The sequence below is a fragment of the Idiomarina zobellii genome (assembly GCF_900100855.1).
Classification (GTDB): domain Bacteria; phylum Pseudomonadota; class Gammaproteobacteria; order Enterobacterales; family Alteromonadaceae; genus Idiomarina; species Idiomarina zobellii.
In genome coordinates this window covers 305,049-319,687 of the sequence record NZ_FNCB01000002.1, presented here as the reverse complement: position 1 = coordinate 319,687, position 14,639 = coordinate 305,049, and the positions used below count along the sequence as shown (strand labels likewise).

The window sequence follows — 14,639 nt, the reverse complement described above, 5'->3', positions numbered from 1 at the left end:
AATGAAACCATGTCGAAAGCGCACGTTGCGGTTATTGAAGATGACTTAGTATTCCAGTCCATGCTGAATGAGTATCTCAGTCAGCATGGCTATGATGTGCGCTGTGCCGGCGCTGGGAAGCAAGGCCTGGAACTGTGCGAGCAACAGTGCCCCGATGTGGTTCTTTGTGACTTAAACCTACCTGATATTAATGGTTTGGAAGTCATTGAAAAGCTATTAAAAGTCTGTGCTCACCTGCCTATCATTGTGATTTCAGCATCTGAAAAAATGTCAGATATCCGGGAAGCGGTGCGCCTCGGTGCCTGGGATTACCTCGTTAAACCACTACAAAGCCTCGATGTATTAGACAGTGCCATAGGTCATTGTCTGGAACGTCATGAGCTCGAAACCTCTTATTTACACGATATTTGGGAGCTAGATGCTCATATTGATGTCATTTATCAGGACGATATGATAGCCGGTAAGCTGACAGAGGAGCTTTTGCCCAGAAGCCCTCTCAGGGTTGGTACGTATAGCTTTTCCTGCGTTACAGACTCTGCTGATATAACTCCAGCCTGGGTTGACTATCGCTCTTTAGGAAACGGCAAAGTGCTGGTGGTTATGGCGGCGGCGCAAAACGCAACGGAGCAAAGCCTGGTGCCATTATTAGTGCTTAAAACCTTGGTTGACCCCGTGATACGACAGTATTTATCCGGTATGGATAACACGCTGGTGCTGCCGGGGTCGTTATTAGAGCATTTGAATATTGAGCTGTGCCACTCTCAGGTCAGAACTGCCTTCGATATTCTGGCGGGTGTGCTGGATACAGAAACTGGACAGTGGCAATGGGCGCAGGCGGGCGATAAATTAGAGCCGTCACCCAGTGCGAAACCGGATTTAGCGCTGGGCATTTGGAAGCATGCGAATTATCGTACGCACCAATTAGCGTCCTTGCACCGCCTGCATTGTCGCAGTTATGGCAAAGAGCTTATTGTGAGCGCTGAGCCTCAAATTGCTTAATGGCTTTGTCGATATAGGGCATCGACATATTGATATTAATGGGCTGAGTGAATAACGGATAGCCAATACCTGCCGCCAGTAGCGCGAGTAATTTCCACCAACCTTCAGCTTCCACCACCAAAAAAAAGATAACGCAGATAGGAACCAGCTTCGCTAAGTTACAAATAAGTCGGCGGGGGACTGGCATTTTCTCCTGGGCGATTGATAGAATCATCGCACGCTCAGTAAAACTGTATGAGTCAAGCTGTGGAATTTTGCGCGAAGAAAAATATAACGCCATAATTTGTTTTATTGAATTTTGCACAATGACTTGCATTGTAACACGCTTAGCGGGTATAAACTTGCCCTCTTTATTAGAATGAATTTATTGTAAGGACAGCTGCTATGGTCAAAAAAGTTGTAATACCGGTCGCAGGACTCGGCACCCGGATGCTACCGGCAACCAAAGCCATTCCAAAGGAAATGTTACCACTGGTCGACAGACCGCTTATTCAATACATTGTCGAAGAGTGCGCGGCAGCAGGCCTTACCGATGTTATTTTGGTAACGCATTCGAGTAAGAACTCAATTGAAAACCATTTTGATACCAGCTTCGAACTCGAAACCACGCTTGAGCAGCGTGTTAAGCGACAATTGCTAGCGGAAGTTCAGGCTATTTGTCCGGAAAATACCACTATTATGCATGTGCGTCAGGGTCAGGCTAAAGGCTTAGGTCACGCGGTACTCTGTGCAAAACCGCTTGTCGGTAATGAGCCATTCGCTGTTGTGTTACCGGACGTGTTAGTGGATGAAGCAAGCTGCAATTTAAACCGTGACAACTTAGCGGAAATGGTTAGAAACTTTGATGAAACGGGTCACTCTCAGGTAATGGTTGAGAAAGTGCCTCAGGAAGATGTTAGCAAATACGGTATTGCGGATATTGGTGGCGAAGAGTTGAAGCCGGGCGAGCAATCTCCAATTACCCAGTTGGTTGAGAAACCGTCCAAAGAAGAAGCGCCATCTGACTTGGCTGTAGTGGGTCGTTATGTATTCTCGGCTGACCTATGGCCATTGCTGGAAAAAACACCGGTTGGTGCGGGTAATGAAATACAATTAACTGATGCAATGGCCATGTTGCTTGAAAAGCAGTCGGTAAATGCTTACTACATGAAAGGCAAAAGCCATGACTGTGGTAATAAGCTTGGCTATGCACAAGCCTTTATCGAACACGCAATGCGCCACCCGGAGCTGGGCAGCGACATGAAGCAGTATATTAAGTCGTTAAAAAGCGCTTAAATTGCAAAAAGCGCTAAACTCGGGCTGTTAATACGGCCCGAATTGGCGCTTTATAACCTTCCACGGTTAAATCCGGATTCTTAGCATCCAAAAAGTCGGCTAAAGACTCACCCGTCATCCAGTCTGTGCGCCTTTGTTCTTCAAGCGAAGTCGTGTTGTGATCAACAATTGCAATGTCTTTAAAGCCTAACCGCTCCAGCCATACCGACAAGGCCTTTGCACTGGGTAAAAACCAAACATTTCGCATTTGAGCATAACGCTCGCCGGGCAGCATAACCGTTGTTTCGTCGCCTTCAACGACAATGGTTTCTAATACGAGCTGGCCCCCCGGCTTTATGAGCGATTTAAGCTCCTGCAAAAACGCCAGAGGCGAGCGACGATGATACAAAACGCCCATGCTGAATACGGTATCAAAGCTCTTTAACTCCGGCATGTGCTCAATGCCGACTGGGAAAAAGTGTGCTTTGCTCTGGTATCTTGCCGGCATCATGTTTCGAATAGCCTGGAACTGCATTAAAAACAGTTCGCCCGGGTCTATGCCCCAAACTCTTTTGGCACCCGCTTCCAGCATGCGCCATAAATGATACCCACTACCGCAGCCGACATCTAACACCTGCTTACCTGTTAAATCATCGATATGAGGTTTTACACGTTGCCATTTCCAGTCTGAGCGCCATTCGGTATCAATGAACACTCCAAATAGGTCAAACGGCCCTTTACGCCAGGGCTGTAACTGCTGAAGCAAGCCAGTAATGCGCGCGCGGTCAGAATCGGATGCTTCTTCCGGAGAACCTACGGTAACGGTGTCACCTAACTGGTAGTTTTCGGTCTGAATGTTGGGTAACTGCTCAATTACGCGTTGCCAGCGTTTTAAATTGCCGTGAGGGTTGTTGTTAAAGGTCGTCAGCTGTGGCGCTAACGTATCCAGCCATTGTTTATGCGGACTGTCGATTAGCGCTTTCAGGTCGTTGCTAAAATCAATCATTGTTGAGTTATAATCCTTTATTTAACCGCTAGCATGGCTGCGAAATTAAAACACTGGAACCATACAGTCTGATGCTTAAAACCGACTTTTTGAAAACGCTGCTCATGTGCCTCTAAGGTATCAATTTTCATGACGTTTTCTATAGCTGCCCGCTTTTGGCTAATTTCCAGTTCGCTGTAACCGTTAGCGCGTTTGAAATCGTGATGTAAGTCGACCAATACGTCGTTCATAGTTTCATCGACATGGCGAAACTTCTCAGCAATGAGTAAAACGCCGCCGTCGGCTAAGCCGTCATAAATACGTTGAATCATAGCTTCGCGTTTTTCTGGAGGTACAAATTGTAAAGTAAAGTTCAAAACCACCACCGATGCGTTTTCAATGACAGTGTCGGTAATGTCCTCACAACGCAGCTCCACGGGAACCTGACTTTTAAAGCCGCCTAAATGTAACTCCGCACGCTCAACCATAGGCTCTGAGTTATCAACCGCGACAATTTTACAACCGTCAAAGTTTTCGCAGCCCTTGCGCATAGCCAGTGTCGCAGCACCTAACGAACAGCCTAAGTCGAACAACTGGGTATTCTTCTGCGCATAACGACTTACCAATTGGGGCAAGGTTTGCAGAATACTCGAGTAGCCGGGCACCGAGCGATTGATCATATCGGGAAATACTTCAACAACTTGCTGGTCAAAGCAGAAGTCAGACACACTCGGCAGAGGTTTAGAAAAAATAGTGTCGTGTTGGCTCATGGGTCAACTTACAAAATAAATAAACATATTGTGTATTTTACCGATAATTAGTGCTGACGGACAGCCGCGTTTTGATTAATATATCGCCGTCTTATTCGGAGGAGCCTGTTGTTGGTAAGTATTTGGCCTAAAACATTGTATTTTTGTTCGGTAATGAGTCTGGCTATGTCGCTTTTGACATTATTGCCGGCGCCGACGTATGCCTATGCTCCAGATGAATGGTTAGAGCAACATTCAACCATTCGCGTGGGTGTGCCGAACCAATTACAACCACTGATTTACGAGACAGAAAACGGTGTCGCTGGGCTCGATGTCGACTTACTTAAGCAATTTACCGCGACGATGGACGTCGAGTTAGTCTGGACGCCGTGCGGTCAGTGGCGAGACTGTTTAGACGCTATCTCCAATAAAGATATTGATATTTTAACCAGCGTGTCTTATTCCGTTGAGCGTAACCAGAGCATGGATTTTACTCAAAGTTACTGGTCGATGCCCTGGGCTGTGTTGACCCTGGACTCAACCATGCGTGCTGGTAGTAGTTTGAGAATGAGCGAGTTACATGGTCAGCGTGTTGGCGTTGTTGAAGGCTACAGCATCGAATCTCAACTTATTAATACGGGCCGCATTGAAGTTGTTGGTGTTTCTACTATCGACGAAGGTATTGAGCTATTACGTAATCGAATGGTTGATTCTTATGTCGATAGTTTGCCAATTTCGGTGCACGAACTTCAGGAATATCCGTTACCGGGTTCAAAGTTGTCAGTACTTGACGCAACTCAGGGGCAAACTTTGTACATTGCCGTACGTGATGACTGGCAGCCTCTGGTCACCCTGCTTAATCGTGGTATCGATTCGCTGACGCAGGAGCACTCAGAGGATTTAAAGCGCAAATGGTACGGTTACCAATTAGAGCAGGGCTGGACCGACGAAGAACTGTTCGAATTAGTCATGAAAGTGGGCTCGGTTGTGCTGTTGATTATTGTCGGTTTCGGCATTTGGAACAGCCGACTTCGTAAAGAGATAAAAGCGCGTAAAGCCGCTGAGCGCCGTATTCGTCACATTGCCACTCATGACGAATTAACAGGATTGCCGAACCGAAACTTAATGCAAGACCGTCTCGAGCAGTCGTTACATCAGAGCGAAAGAACGCAAAAGCCGTTCGCAGTGTTATTTTTAGATCTCGACGGTTTTAAGCAGATAAATGACGATTTCGGTCACAATTATGGTGACGAGTTACTTATCCAGGCTGCGCAGCGCATGAAGAATTTATTGCGTCGTTCCGATACCGTCTGCCGCCACGGTGGTGACGAGTTTGTGGTGATACTACCAACCGCTGTGGCTGTGGGTTCAGCACTTGCAGTAGCCCGTAAGTTGGTCGTGCAGCTAGCCAAGCCCTACAAAGTCAAAAAACAGCAACTGGAAGTGAGCGTATCTATTGGTGTCGCTATGTCCCCTGCTCATGGCACCGATGTAGAAAAGTTATTGCGTTCCGCCGATAAAGCCATGTATGCCGCCAAAGCCGCTGGCAAAAATGATGTGCGCTTAGCCAGTACCGACGGATGACATTCAGCCCTAGTTAGCTATAATGTAGCGCTTCACTTTTAACGAATTCGTCGGTAGTAGGAAAAGTACATGCGCACGCATTATTGTGGACAAGTAAACGCAGAACTCGCAGAGCAACAAGTTACTTTATGTGGCTGGGTTAATAAACGTCGTGACTTAGGCGGCCTGATTTTCATCGATTTACGCGACAGAGAAGGTCTTATTCAGGTTGTTTTTGACCCAGACCAAAAAGCGTTGTTCGAGCAGGCTGAGAAGTTACGTCAGGAATTCTGTGTACAAATTACCGGCACAGTAAACCGTCGCCCTGACAGCCAGGTAAATGCCAACATGAAAACCGGTGAGGTTGAGTTGTTGGCATCAGAGCTTAATATTTTGAGCCGATCTGAACCGCTGCCTATCGACTTTAACAGCCAGGTCAGTGAAGAAGCGCGTTTGCGTTATCGCTATCTGGACCTGCGCCGTCCGCAAATGAACGAAAAGCTTCAATTCCGCGCTAAAGTTACTAGTGCAGTAAGACGCTTTCTGGACGACAACGGTTTCCTGGATATAGAAACTCCAATGTTAACGCGTGCCACTCCGGAAGGAGCGCGTGATTATTTAGTGCCAAGCCGTACACATAAAGGTCGCTTCTTCGCGTTACCACAAAGCCCGCAATTGTTTAAGCAACTGCTGATGATGTCGGGTTTTGACCGTTACTACCAAATTGTAAAATGCTTCCGCGACGAAGACTTACGTGCTGACCGCCAGCCTGAATTTACTCAAATCGATATCGAAACCTCTTTCATGACCGCTGAACAAGTGATGGAAGTGACTGAAAATATGACTCGTGAGTTGTTCGACAAGTTACTGGGAATTGAGCTGGGCGAGTTCCCGAGTATGACCTGGCATGAAGCCATGAAGCGTTATGGTTCAGACAAGCCAGATTTACGTAACCCATTAGAGTTAGTAGACGTCGCGGACTTATTAAAAGACGTTGAGTTCAAAGTGTTCTCAGGTCCCGCGAACGATGAAAAAGGGCGTGTAGCTGTGATTCGTCTGCCAGGCCAGGCGGAAAATGTGTCGCGTAAAATGATTGATGAATACACCAATTTTGTGGGTATTTACGGCGCGAAAGGCCTTGCCTGGATAAAAGTGAACGATTTGGCTCTGGGCCGCGATGGCTTACAGTCGCCAATTTTGAAATTCTTACCAGACGACGCACTGAACGCAATTCTTGAGCGTACAGAGGCTGCTACCGGTGACATCTTGTTCTTTGGCTCAGACAAAGCCAACACCGTTGCTGAAGCAATGGGGGCGCTGCGCCTTAAGTTGGGTGAGGAGTTTGACCTTGTCAGTGACGAGTGGAAACCATTGTGGGTTGTTGACTTCCCAATGTTCGAAGAAGACGATGACGGCTCGCTAGCTGCCTTGCACCACCCGTTTACAGCACCAGTTAATGTAACACCGGATGAGTTACGTGCTAATCCGGCTCAGGCGCTGTCTAATGCTTACGATATGGTTTTAAACGGTGTTGAAGTCGGCGGTGGTTCAACACGTATTTTCGAAAACGAAATGCAACAAGCCGTATTTGAAGTTCTGGGCATTGGCAAAGAAGAAGCACAAGAGAAGTTTGGCTTCTTACTTGAGGCACTTAAATACGGTACGCCACCGCACGCTGGCTTAGCTTTCGGCTTAGACAGGCTGGTTATGTTGATGGTTGGAGCAAGCTCAATTCGTGACGTTATCGCTTTTCCGAAAACAACTACTGCAGCTTGCGTGCTAACGGACGCTCCAGGGTTAGCCAACCCGGACGCGCTGAATGAACTTGGCGTGAAGAGCACCGTCGAAGACAAAGAGTAAACACATTCAACGATTAAACTTTGTGGGGTGAAACATGGCAGGTCACTCGAAGTGGTCGAACATAAAGCACCGAAAAGCCGCGCAGGATGCTAAGCGCGGCAAAATTTTCACAAAATTGATTCGCGAAATTAACGTCGCCGCCCGTGAAGGCGGTGGCGATCCTGAAACGAATCCACGTCTGCGCGCAGCAATCGACAAAGCGCTGTCCAATAACATGAAGCGAGACACCATCGATACCGCAATAAAACGCGGCACCGGTGAGATGGAAGGGGACAACGTCGAAGAGCTGACCTACGAGGGTTATGGTCCTAATGGCGTGGCCATTCTTCTGGAGTGCATGACGGACAACAAAAACCGGACGGTGTCTGAAGTGCGTTATGCCTTCAGTAAGCACGGCGGGAACTTAGGTACAGACGGCTCGGTGGCTTACTTATTCAATAAAATGGGTGTCATTAGCTACGGAACGGACGTTACCGAAGAGGATGTGATGGAGCCAGCACTGGAAGCGGGTGCTGAGGATATCGTGAAGTATCCGGGAAGCGGTCTGGATGTTATGACGTCACCGGAAAACTTTGGTCCTGTTAAAGATGCCCTAGACGCCAAAGGGCTGGAATCGTCCAATGCGGAAGTGACTCAGGTGCCAGACACCAAAGTTGACTTGGACGAAGACAGTGCCCGTTCATTTTTGAAATTGTTGGACGCACTGGAAGACTTAGACGACGTTCAGAACGCGTACCATAATGCTGATATCTCTGATGACGTATTGGCGAAGCTGGACGATTAAGGAATTATGAGCGTCATATTAGGTATTGACCCAGGCTCACGGTTAACCGGATATGGCGTTATTCAAAAACATGGCCGTAAATTTCACTATTTAGGCAGTGGTTGCATTCGCGCGACAGGAACGTCGGCAAAACCACTGTCGCTCGCCGAAAAACTACGGCTGATTCATGACAGTGTCAGCGAGTTAATCACTCAGTTTAGCCCTACAGAGTTTGCTATTGAACAAGTGTTTATGGCGAAAAACCCTGACTCAGCCTTGAAGCTGGGACAAGCGCGGGGAGCGGCCATAGTAGCTGCGGCAAGAGCCGGGTTGCCAGTGGCTGAGTATTCGGCGCGCCAGATAAAGCAAGCCGTTGTCGGTAACGGCGGCGCAGAAAAAGAACAGGTACAACATATGGTCGTCGCGCTGCTTAATTTACAAAAGACACCGCAAGCCGATGCAGCTGATGCGTTGGCGGTAGCGCTATGCCACGCGCAAAGCGCAGAAAGCCTGCTAAAAATGTCAGGGGCAGCGAGGAAAACCGTTCGCGGTAGGCTACGTTAATTTAATAGGGAGAAAGCCGTTGTGATAGGACAAATTCAAGGCACATTATTAGCCAAACAGCCACCGGAAGTATTGGTCGATGTGAATGGCGTCGGGTATGAGGTGCAATTACCCATGACTTGCTTTTACGACTTACCTGCGACAGGACAGCCTGTAACGCTGGTAACGCACTTTGTTGTCCGTGAAGATGCACAACTCTTGTATGGCTTTAACTCATTGTCGGAGCGCTCACTGTTCCGGTTATTAATAAAAACCCAAGGTGTAGGACCAAAGCTAGCACTAGGTATTTTGTCAGGCATGTCTGCGGACGAATTCGTGTTTGCTGTGAATCAGAATGACGTGAGCCGCTTAGTAAAATTACCAGGCGTTGGTAAGAAAACCGCAGAGCGTTTAGTCATTGAAATGCGCGACAGACTGAAAGACTGGAACTCAGCAACGCCGTTTACCGATGCTATGCCCGTGGATAATAAAGGCGGTGATGCTCGTGTCCACCCAGCTGATACTCGCTCTGATGCTGTTAGTGCTCTGGTTGCACTTGGGTACAAAGAAAATCAGGCTGAAAAAGCCATTCAGAAAGTGTACTCTGCTGAACATACTAGTGAAGTTCTGATACGACTAGCGCTAAAAGAGCTGTCTTAAGGTAAAACAATGATAGAAGCCGACCACATTCCAACTGACCGAATTGTTGAAGCCGATGTGCAGGGCGACGATGAAGCCATAGATCGTGCTATTCGCCCGAAAAAGCTCGATGAGTATACCGGGCAGAAGCACGTTGTTGAGCAAATGGCGATTTTCATTGAGGCGGCACGAAAAAGACAGGAAGCGCTCGATCATCTGCTGATTTTTGGTCCTCCGGGTCTTGGTAAAACCACCCTGGCAAATATTGTAGCTAATGAGCTGGACGTCAATATTAAAACCACTTCAGGGCCGGTTCTGGAAAAAGCGGGCGACTTAGCCGCACTATTAACGAACTTAGATGAGCACGATGTTTTGTTTATTGACGAAATTCATCGTTTGAGCCCAGTTGTTGAAGAAATTTTGTACCCGGCAATGGAAGATTACCAGCTGGATATTATGATAGGAGAAGGGCCGGCCGCGCGCTCGATAAAGCTCGACTTACCGCCTTTCACTTTAGTTGGGGCAACCACCCGCGCCGGAGCCTTAACCTCTCCATTGCGTGACCGTTTCGGCATTGTGCAACGACTAGAATTTTATGACGTAGAAGAATTAACCGATATTGTGTCTCGTTCCGCTCATTTTATGAACGTGACAATGAAAGAGGGCGGCGCCAAAGAAATTGCACGACGCTCGCGAGGAACGCCACGCATTGCCAACCGCTTGTTACGTCGGGTCAGAGACTATGCAGAGGTTAAAGGTAACGGCGAAATCGATCAGGAAATCGCAAATGCAGCATTAACTATGGTCGATGTTGATCATGCTGGCTTTGATTACATGGACCGTAAGCTTTTATTAGCCATTATGGAAAAGTTTATGGGCGGTCCTGTGGGGCTTGATAACCTTGCAGCGGCTATTGGCGAAGAAAAAGACACCATTGAAGATGTGCTTGAGCCTTACCTTATTCAGCAGGGCTTTTTGCAAAGAACACCGAGAGGCCGTTTAGCCACTCCAAGAGCGTATCAGCACTTTGGATTAAAACCTGAGAAATAGGCAAAAAAAAGCCCGCACAAAAGTACGGGCAAATAGAACAACAAGAAGGAAGTTAAATCCAGGGAACAATCTTCAAACAATCTAAGAAGAAGTGACAACCAATCTCTTCGTCTCTGATATGTGGGGTATTATAAGTATAATATGCGCTTGATCAAACAAGAAAAATTACTTTCTCGCATTAGAAAAACTAATTCGTAGTAAGGTGAAGCTGCTCAAAAAAAGCGCAACATAATTATAACAAAAACAAAAAGAGCAATTAAAACAAAGAGTTTTTGTTTTTATGTTTCAGTTCTGTCATAAAAAAAACTCTGCTGATAATTTAACCAGCGATACTTTTGGCGGTCTCTTTACAAATTATTACATTACGGTAACTTTTCAGAACTTTACCCGAGGTGCTAATGTCTCACTATCAGTTTGAATGGCCTATCCGCGTGTACTACGAGGATACAGATGCAGGTGGTATTGTTTATTACGCCAATTATCTCAAATTCCTTGAGCGGGCCAGGACGGAGTGGTTACGCTCATTAGGGATTGAACAGGACACTTGGTTGGCTCACAATATAGCCTTTGTTGTACGTAAGGTTGAGCTTGATTTAAAAAAGGCAGCCCGATTCAACGAAGAGCTAACAGTAACTGTCGACGTTATAAAAAAGAAAAAGGCGTCGTTAATGTTTGAACAGAATGTTTTGGGAAAAGATGGCAGTGTTCATTGCTCGGCAGTTGTTACTGCTGCATGTGTTGATAACTCAGTAATGAAACCTGTTGCTATTCCGGCATCTATTTTATCGCGTATTGAGACAGAGGTTTAGAGCGTGCAAGCAGAGCTATCGTTTATTGATTTATTTTTGCAGGCCAGCTTATTGGTAAAGCTGGTTATGATCATCCTTCTCGCTATGTCTGTTTGGGGCTGGGTACTGATATTCCAACGTCGGAAAGTACTTAACCAAGCGCAAAAAGACGCGTTAAAGTTTGAAGATCGCTTTTGGTCGGGTGTGGATTTAGCCCGTCTTTATCAGGAGATATCTGCGCGTGCAAAAAATGCTCGTGGCATGGAGTTAATGTTTCATGCTGGATTTAAAGAGTTTGCAAGGCTTCGTAACCAGTCCGCCGGGAGCAACCAATCAATGCTTGAAGGGGCGTTCCGTGCGATGCGTGTTGCTCACGCCCGTGAAATGGAGAAGCTAGATAGCCATTTGGGTACGCTGGCAACCATTGGTTCTATTAGCCCTTATATCGGCCTTTTCGGTACCGTATGGGGTATTATGAATGCGTTTATCGCGTTAGGGGCCGTGCAGCAGGCGACACTGGCGATGGTCGCTCCGGGTATCGCCGAAGCACTTATCGCAACCGCGCTGGGCTTATTTGCTGCGATACCGGCGGTTATTGCGTTTAACCGTTTTACGACCCGCGCGGAGAAAATTGATGGTCAATACATGAACTTTATTGACGAATTTACTTCTATCTTACAGCGTCAGGCACTGGCGAAGTCATCTAAAGAAAAAGTGGAAGGTGAGTCACTATGATGGTCATGCCGCGCAAACGGCGTAAGCCGGTTGCTGAGATAAACGTGGTGCCATACATCGATGTGATGCTCGTTCTTCTTATTATTTTTATGGTAACGGCGCCATTAATTACTCAAGGGGTAAAGGTAGACTTACCAAAAGCAACGGCAGAGCCATTGTCTGAAGACAGTAAGCCCCCGCTGGTTGCCTCTGTTGATGCCGAAGGCCGCTATTACCTGAACCAGGGTGATAGCCAAGACACGCCAATGCAGGCGGATGAGCTTGCGACTTTAGTGGCGGCGCATTTGCAAGTCGAGCCTGATACGCCGGTTATGGTGAACGGTGATGGTGCGGTATCTTATAACCAAATTGTTCAATTGATGGTGCTATTGCAAAGAGCTGGTGTACCATCGGTTGGGTTAATGACAGATTCGTCGGAAGAGTAGTTGTGGATAAATCGGAGAGCTTAACGTTACCGCTCATATATTCTATAGCAATACACGCTGTGATAGCGGGTGTATTGCTCATTAGCTTTGAGTTTACGCCATCGACACCAGAAGCGATGGAAGTTAACTTGAACCAAAGCGACATTGAACCTGCGGAAGAAATTGTCAGCGCAGTTTCCGTTGATAAAGCTAAGGTGCAGGAACAAGTCGATAGAATGACGCGACAAAAAGCCGAAGCAGAGGCTGCTGAGCAGCGACGAATTGAGCGTTTAGAGCGCCGAGCTGAGGAAGCACGTAAAGCTCGAGAGCGCGAAGAGCAACGTCAAAAAGAGATTGAACGTCAGCAAGAAATTGAACGCCAGGAAGCGGCTCAAGCGCGTAAAGAAGCTGAGCAGGCAAAGAAAGAAGCGCAGCGTTTAGCCGAAGAGAGAGCTAAGGCTGAAGCGGCGGCTAAAGAGGCTGAGCGCCGCAAAAAAGAAGCGGAAGAAGCTGAACGCAGAGCCGCAGAAGAGAGACGTAAACGCGAAGAAGCTGAGCGCCGGGCCGCTGAGCGAGAAGCACAATTGAAAAAAGAAATGGAAGAAGAGCGAGCTCGCCGTCAGGCAGCAAGACGTCAACAAGTGTTGAGTGAAGTTGAAAAGTATCAGGCATTAATACGGCAGACCATTCAACGTAACTGGACAGTTGACGACTCCATGCAAGGAAAGTCATGTGAGTTAACCATTAGCGTTGCGCCAAGTGGATTTGTTAAATCGGTAGATACCGGTAACGGTGATGCCAGTGTGTGTCGCTCAGCGCGTAATGCTGTTTTAAAAGCAAATACGCTACCGGTGTCGGAAGACCCGGAAATTTACCAGCAGATGAGTACAATCAAATTGACTGTTAAGCCACAGTTGTAATTAAGGTGACCAATGAGAAAAATCGTATTTCAAGCCCTGGCTCTGCTATTTGTTGTGATGAGCTCTGCCCGTGCAGGTGTGTTAGAAATTGTCATTACCGAAGGTATCGATACGGCACGACCTATTGCTGTGGTTCCTTTTGAGTGGAAAGGCGAAGGGCAGCCACCAGGAAATTTAACTGAGGTTATCGCTGCCGACTTAAGACGAAGCGGCCGATTTAACCCGATTCCTACAACAGCAATGCCCCAACGTCCGACCAAAGACGGGGATATTGACTACTCTGCCTGGGCGAAGATGGGCGTTGAAGCGGTGTTGGTCGGGTCCGTAGAACCGTACTCTGTTGACCGTTATATGGTTAAGTTTGAGTTGGTTGATGTATTGCGCGGGCAAATTACCGGTGGTAACGCTCAAATGTTGCGCGATGGTGAATTAGTGCAGAGTAATGACCACGTACTGGATTCACGTTCAAGTGTCATAGATGGGGATCAGTTCCGTAGCTACTCTCACCGTATCTCCGATGTTGTTTATGAAGCACTGACCGGTGAAAAAGGCGCGTTCATGACCAAGATTGCTTATGTGACGGTGAACCATGACGACCGTTACCCCTATAAACTTGCCGTAGCTGATTACGACGGCGCTAATGAAAAGATCTTGCTGCGCAGTCCTGAGCCGCTGATGTCTCCGTCTTGGTCACCAGACGGTAACAAGTTGGCTTACGTGAGTTTTGAAAATAAAACTGCAGAGATCTTCATGCAGGATATTTATACCACGCGCCGTGAAAAGCTAACGTCATTCCCGGGTATCAATGGTAACCCGGCGTTTTCACCGGATGGTTCAAAATTAGCGATGGTGCTCTCAAAAGATGGCAACCCGGAACTCTATGTTTTCGATATAAAAACGAAAAACTTGCAACGCGTTACGCGGAATCGTACGATTGATACAGAACCGAGTTGGACACCAGACGGAAAGTCGCTAGTATTTACGTCTGAACGTGGTGGCAGACCTCAGCTTTACAGTGTAGAGCTGTCTTCTGGTCAGGTTCGGCGTTTGACGTTCGAAGGTGAACAGAACTTAGGTGGTACGGTAGCGCCGTCTGGTGAAAACATGATTCTGGTAAACCGTACCAGAGGGAACTATCATATAGCTAAGCAGGAGTTCCCACGAGGAACAATGCAGGTTTTAACAAAAACGTCTTTGGATGAGTCACCAAGTATCGCGCCGAATGGCAGTATGGTGATATACAGTACAACGCATAATAACAAGCAAGTACTGGCATTGGTCTCTACCGATGGACGTTTTAAAGCAAGGTTACCGGCTTCTGATGGGGAAGTGAAATCTCCCTCTTGGTCGCCATTTATGTAAATAGCCTGAATGGTTGAATGTTCGA

16 protein-coding genes are annotated in these 14,639 nt (G+C 47.3%); 13 read left to right on the top strand and 3 right to left on the bottom strand.

Annotated features, from left to right (window positions below; all coding sequences use genetic code 11):
- Positions 1 to 9: 9 nt before the first annotated feature.
- Positions 10 to 999 carry a response regulator gene (locus BLT32_RS03625; RefSeq protein ID WP_053953011.1) on the top strand — a complete coding sequence of 330 codons (990 nt, stop codon included), beginning with the start codon at positions 10 to 12 and terminating at the stop codon, positions 997 to 999.
- On the opposite strand, the gene BLT32_RS03620 is transcribed toward BLT32_RS03625, so the two are convergent.
- Positions 968 to 1,315, bottom strand: a complete 348-nt coding sequence (locus tag BLT32_RS03620) for a DUF6170 family protein (RefSeq protein ID WP_235443948.1) — start codon at positions 1,313 to 1,315, stop codon at positions 968 to 970. The two genes, BLT32_RS03625 and BLT32_RS03620, sit on opposite strands and share 32 nt — an antisense overlap.
- 68 nt (positions 1,316 to 1,383) lie before the next feature.
- Between BLT32_RS03620 and galU the strand changes: the two genes are divergently transcribed.
- Positions 1,384 to 2,274, top strand: coding sequence for a UTP--glucose-1-phosphate uridylyltransferase GalU (gene galU, locus BLT32_RS03615; RefSeq protein WP_053952926.1), 891 nt, complete (start codon positions 1,384 to 1,386; stop codon positions 2,272 to 2,274).
- 13 nt (positions 2,275 to 2,287) lie between these two features.
- On the opposite strand, the gene cmoB is transcribed toward galU, so the two are convergent.
- Both cmoB and cmoA read right to left on the bottom strand, forming a co-directional pair.
- Positions 2,288 to 3,259, bottom strand: coding sequence for a tRNA 5-methoxyuridine(34)/uridine 5-oxyacetic acid(34) synthase CmoB (cmoB, locus tag BLT32_RS03610; protein WP_053952925.1), 972 nt, complete (start codon positions 3,257 to 3,259; stop codon positions 2,288 to 2,290).
- A 17-nt stretch (positions 3,260 to 3,276) separates the two neighbouring features.
- Positions 3,277 to 4,008, bottom strand: a complete 732-nt coding sequence (cmoA, locus tag BLT32_RS03605; protein ID WP_053952924.1) for a carboxy-S-adenosyl-L-methionine synthase CmoA — start codon at positions 4,006 to 4,008, stop codon at positions 3,277 to 3,279.
- 165 nt (positions 4,009 to 4,173) lie between these two features.
- Here cmoA and BLT32_RS03600 point away from each other — a divergent pair, with 165 nt between their 5' ends.
- From BLT32_RS03600 to tolB, 11 genes are all read left to right on the top strand, one after another.
- Positions 4,174 to 5,571 carry a diguanylate cyclase domain-containing protein gene (locus BLT32_RS03600; RefSeq protein WP_235443947.1) on the top strand — a complete coding sequence of 466 codons (1,398 nt, stop codon included), beginning with the start codon at positions 4,174 to 4,176 and terminating at the stop codon, positions 5,569 to 5,571.
- 69 nt (positions 5,572 to 5,640) lie between these two features.
- Positions 5,641 to 7,410 (top strand): aspartate--tRNA ligase, encoded by a 1,770-nt coding sequence (aspS, locus tag BLT32_RS03595; RefSeq protein WP_053952923.1) that lies wholly within the window; start codon positions 5,641 to 5,643, stop codon positions 7,408 to 7,410.
- A 34-nt stretch (positions 7,411 to 7,444) separates the two neighbouring features.
- A complete protein-coding gene (locus tag BLT32_RS03590) occupies positions 7,445 to 8,194 on the top strand; it encodes a YebC/PmpR family DNA-binding transcriptional regulator (RefSeq protein ID WP_053952922.1) in 750 nt (249 codons plus the stop codon).
- Between the two features lie 6 nt (positions 8,195 to 8,200).
- Positions 8,201 to 8,737, top strand: a complete 537-nt coding sequence (ruvC, locus tag BLT32_RS03585) for a crossover junction endodeoxyribonuclease RuvC (RefSeq protein WP_053952921.1) — start codon at positions 8,201 to 8,203, stop codon at positions 8,735 to 8,737.
- Positions 8,738 to 8,758: 21 nt separating this feature from the next.
- Positions 8,759 to 9,376: a Holliday junction branch migration protein RuvA gene (ruvA, locus tag BLT32_RS03580; protein WP_053952920.1), complete on the top strand. Its 618-nt coding sequence runs from the start codon at positions 8,759 to 8,761 to the stop codon at positions 9,374 to 9,376.
- A gap of 9 nt (positions 9,377 to 9,385) precedes the next feature.
- Complete coding sequence (ruvB, locus tag BLT32_RS03575; protein WP_053952919.1) at positions 9,386 to 10,405, top strand: Holliday junction branch migration DNA helicase RuvB; 1,020 nt, start codon at positions 9,386 to 9,388, stop codon at positions 10,403 to 10,405.
- A 398-nt stretch (positions 10,406 to 10,803) separates the two neighbouring features.
- Positions 10,804 to 11,214, top strand: a complete 411-nt coding sequence (gene ybgC / locus BLT32_RS03570; RefSeq protein WP_053952918.1) for a tol-pal system-associated acyl-CoA thioesterase — start codon at positions 10,804 to 10,806, stop codon at positions 11,212 to 11,214.
- Between the two features lie 3 nt (positions 11,215 to 11,217).
- Complete coding sequence (tolQ, locus tag BLT32_RS03565; protein WP_053952917.1) at positions 11,218 to 11,928, top strand: protein TolQ; 711 nt, start codon at positions 11,218 to 11,220, stop codon at positions 11,926 to 11,928.
- Positions 11,925 to 12,353, top strand: a complete 429-nt coding sequence (gene tolR / locus BLT32_RS03560; protein WP_053952916.1) for a protein TolR — start codon at positions 11,925 to 11,927, stop codon at positions 12,351 to 12,353. The genes tolQ and tolR overlap by 4 nt, the downstream gene beginning before the upstream one ends.
- Before the next feature lie 2 nt (positions 12,354 to 12,355).
- Positions 12,356 to 13,252 (top strand): cell envelope integrity protein TolA, encoded by an 897-nt coding sequence (gene tolA, locus BLT32_RS13095; protein ID WP_074668875.1) that lies wholly within the window; start codon positions 12,356 to 12,358, stop codon positions 13,250 to 13,252.
- 12 nt (positions 13,253 to 13,264) lie between these two features.
- A complete protein-coding gene (gene tolB / locus BLT32_RS03550; RefSeq protein ID WP_053952915.1) occupies positions 13,265 to 14,614 on the top strand; it encodes a Tol-Pal system beta propeller repeat protein TolB in 1,350 nt (449 codons plus the stop codon).
- Positions 14,615 to 14,639: the final 25 nt, after the last annotated feature.

Coding starts and splice junctions, on each gene's coding strand:
- BLT32_RS03625 (WP_053953011.1), top strand. CDS start 10: ATGTCGAAAGCGCACGTTGCGGTTATTGAAGATGACTTAGTATTCCAG.
- BLT32_RS03620 (WP_235443948.1), bottom strand. CDS start 1,315: ATGCAAGTCATTGTGCAAAATTCAATAAAACAAATTATGGCGTTATAT.
- galU (WP_053952926.1), top strand. CDS start 1,384: ATGGTCAAAAAAGTTGTAATACCGGTCGCAGGACTCGGCACCCGGATG.
- cmoB (WP_053952925.1), bottom strand. CDS start 3,259: ATGATTGATTTTAGCAACGACCTGAAAGCGCTAATCGACAGTCCGCAT.
- cmoA (WP_053952924.1), bottom strand. CDS start 4,008: ATGAGCCAACACGACACTATTTTTTCTAAACCTCTGCCGAGTGTGTCT.
- BLT32_RS03600 (WP_235443947.1), top strand. CDS start 4,174: ATGTCGCTTTTGACATTATTGCCGGCGCCGACGTATGCCTATGCTCCA.
- aspS (WP_053952923.1), top strand. CDS start 5,641: ATGCGCACGCATTATTGTGGACAAGTAAACGCAGAACTCGCAGAGCAA.
- BLT32_RS03590 (WP_053952922.1), top strand. CDS start 7,445: ATGGCAGGTCACTCGAAGTGGTCGAACATAAAGCACCGAAAAGCCGCG.
- ruvC (WP_053952921.1), top strand. CDS start 8,201: ATGAGCGTCATATTAGGTATTGACCCAGGCTCACGGTTAACCGGATAT.
- ruvB (WP_053952919.1), top strand. CDS start 9,386: ATGATAGAAGCCGACCACATTCCAACTGACCGAATTGTTGAAGCCGAT.
- ybgC (WP_053952918.1), top strand. CDS start 10,804: ATGTCTCACTATCAGTTTGAATGGCCTATCCGCGTGTACTACGAGGAT.
- tolR (WP_053952916.1), top strand. CDS start 11,925: ATGATGGTCATGCCGCGCAAACGGCGTAAGCCGGTTGCTGAGATAAAC.
- tolB (WP_053952915.1), top strand. CDS start 13,265: ATGAGAAAAATCGTATTTCAAGCCCTGGCTCTGCTATTTGTTGTGATG.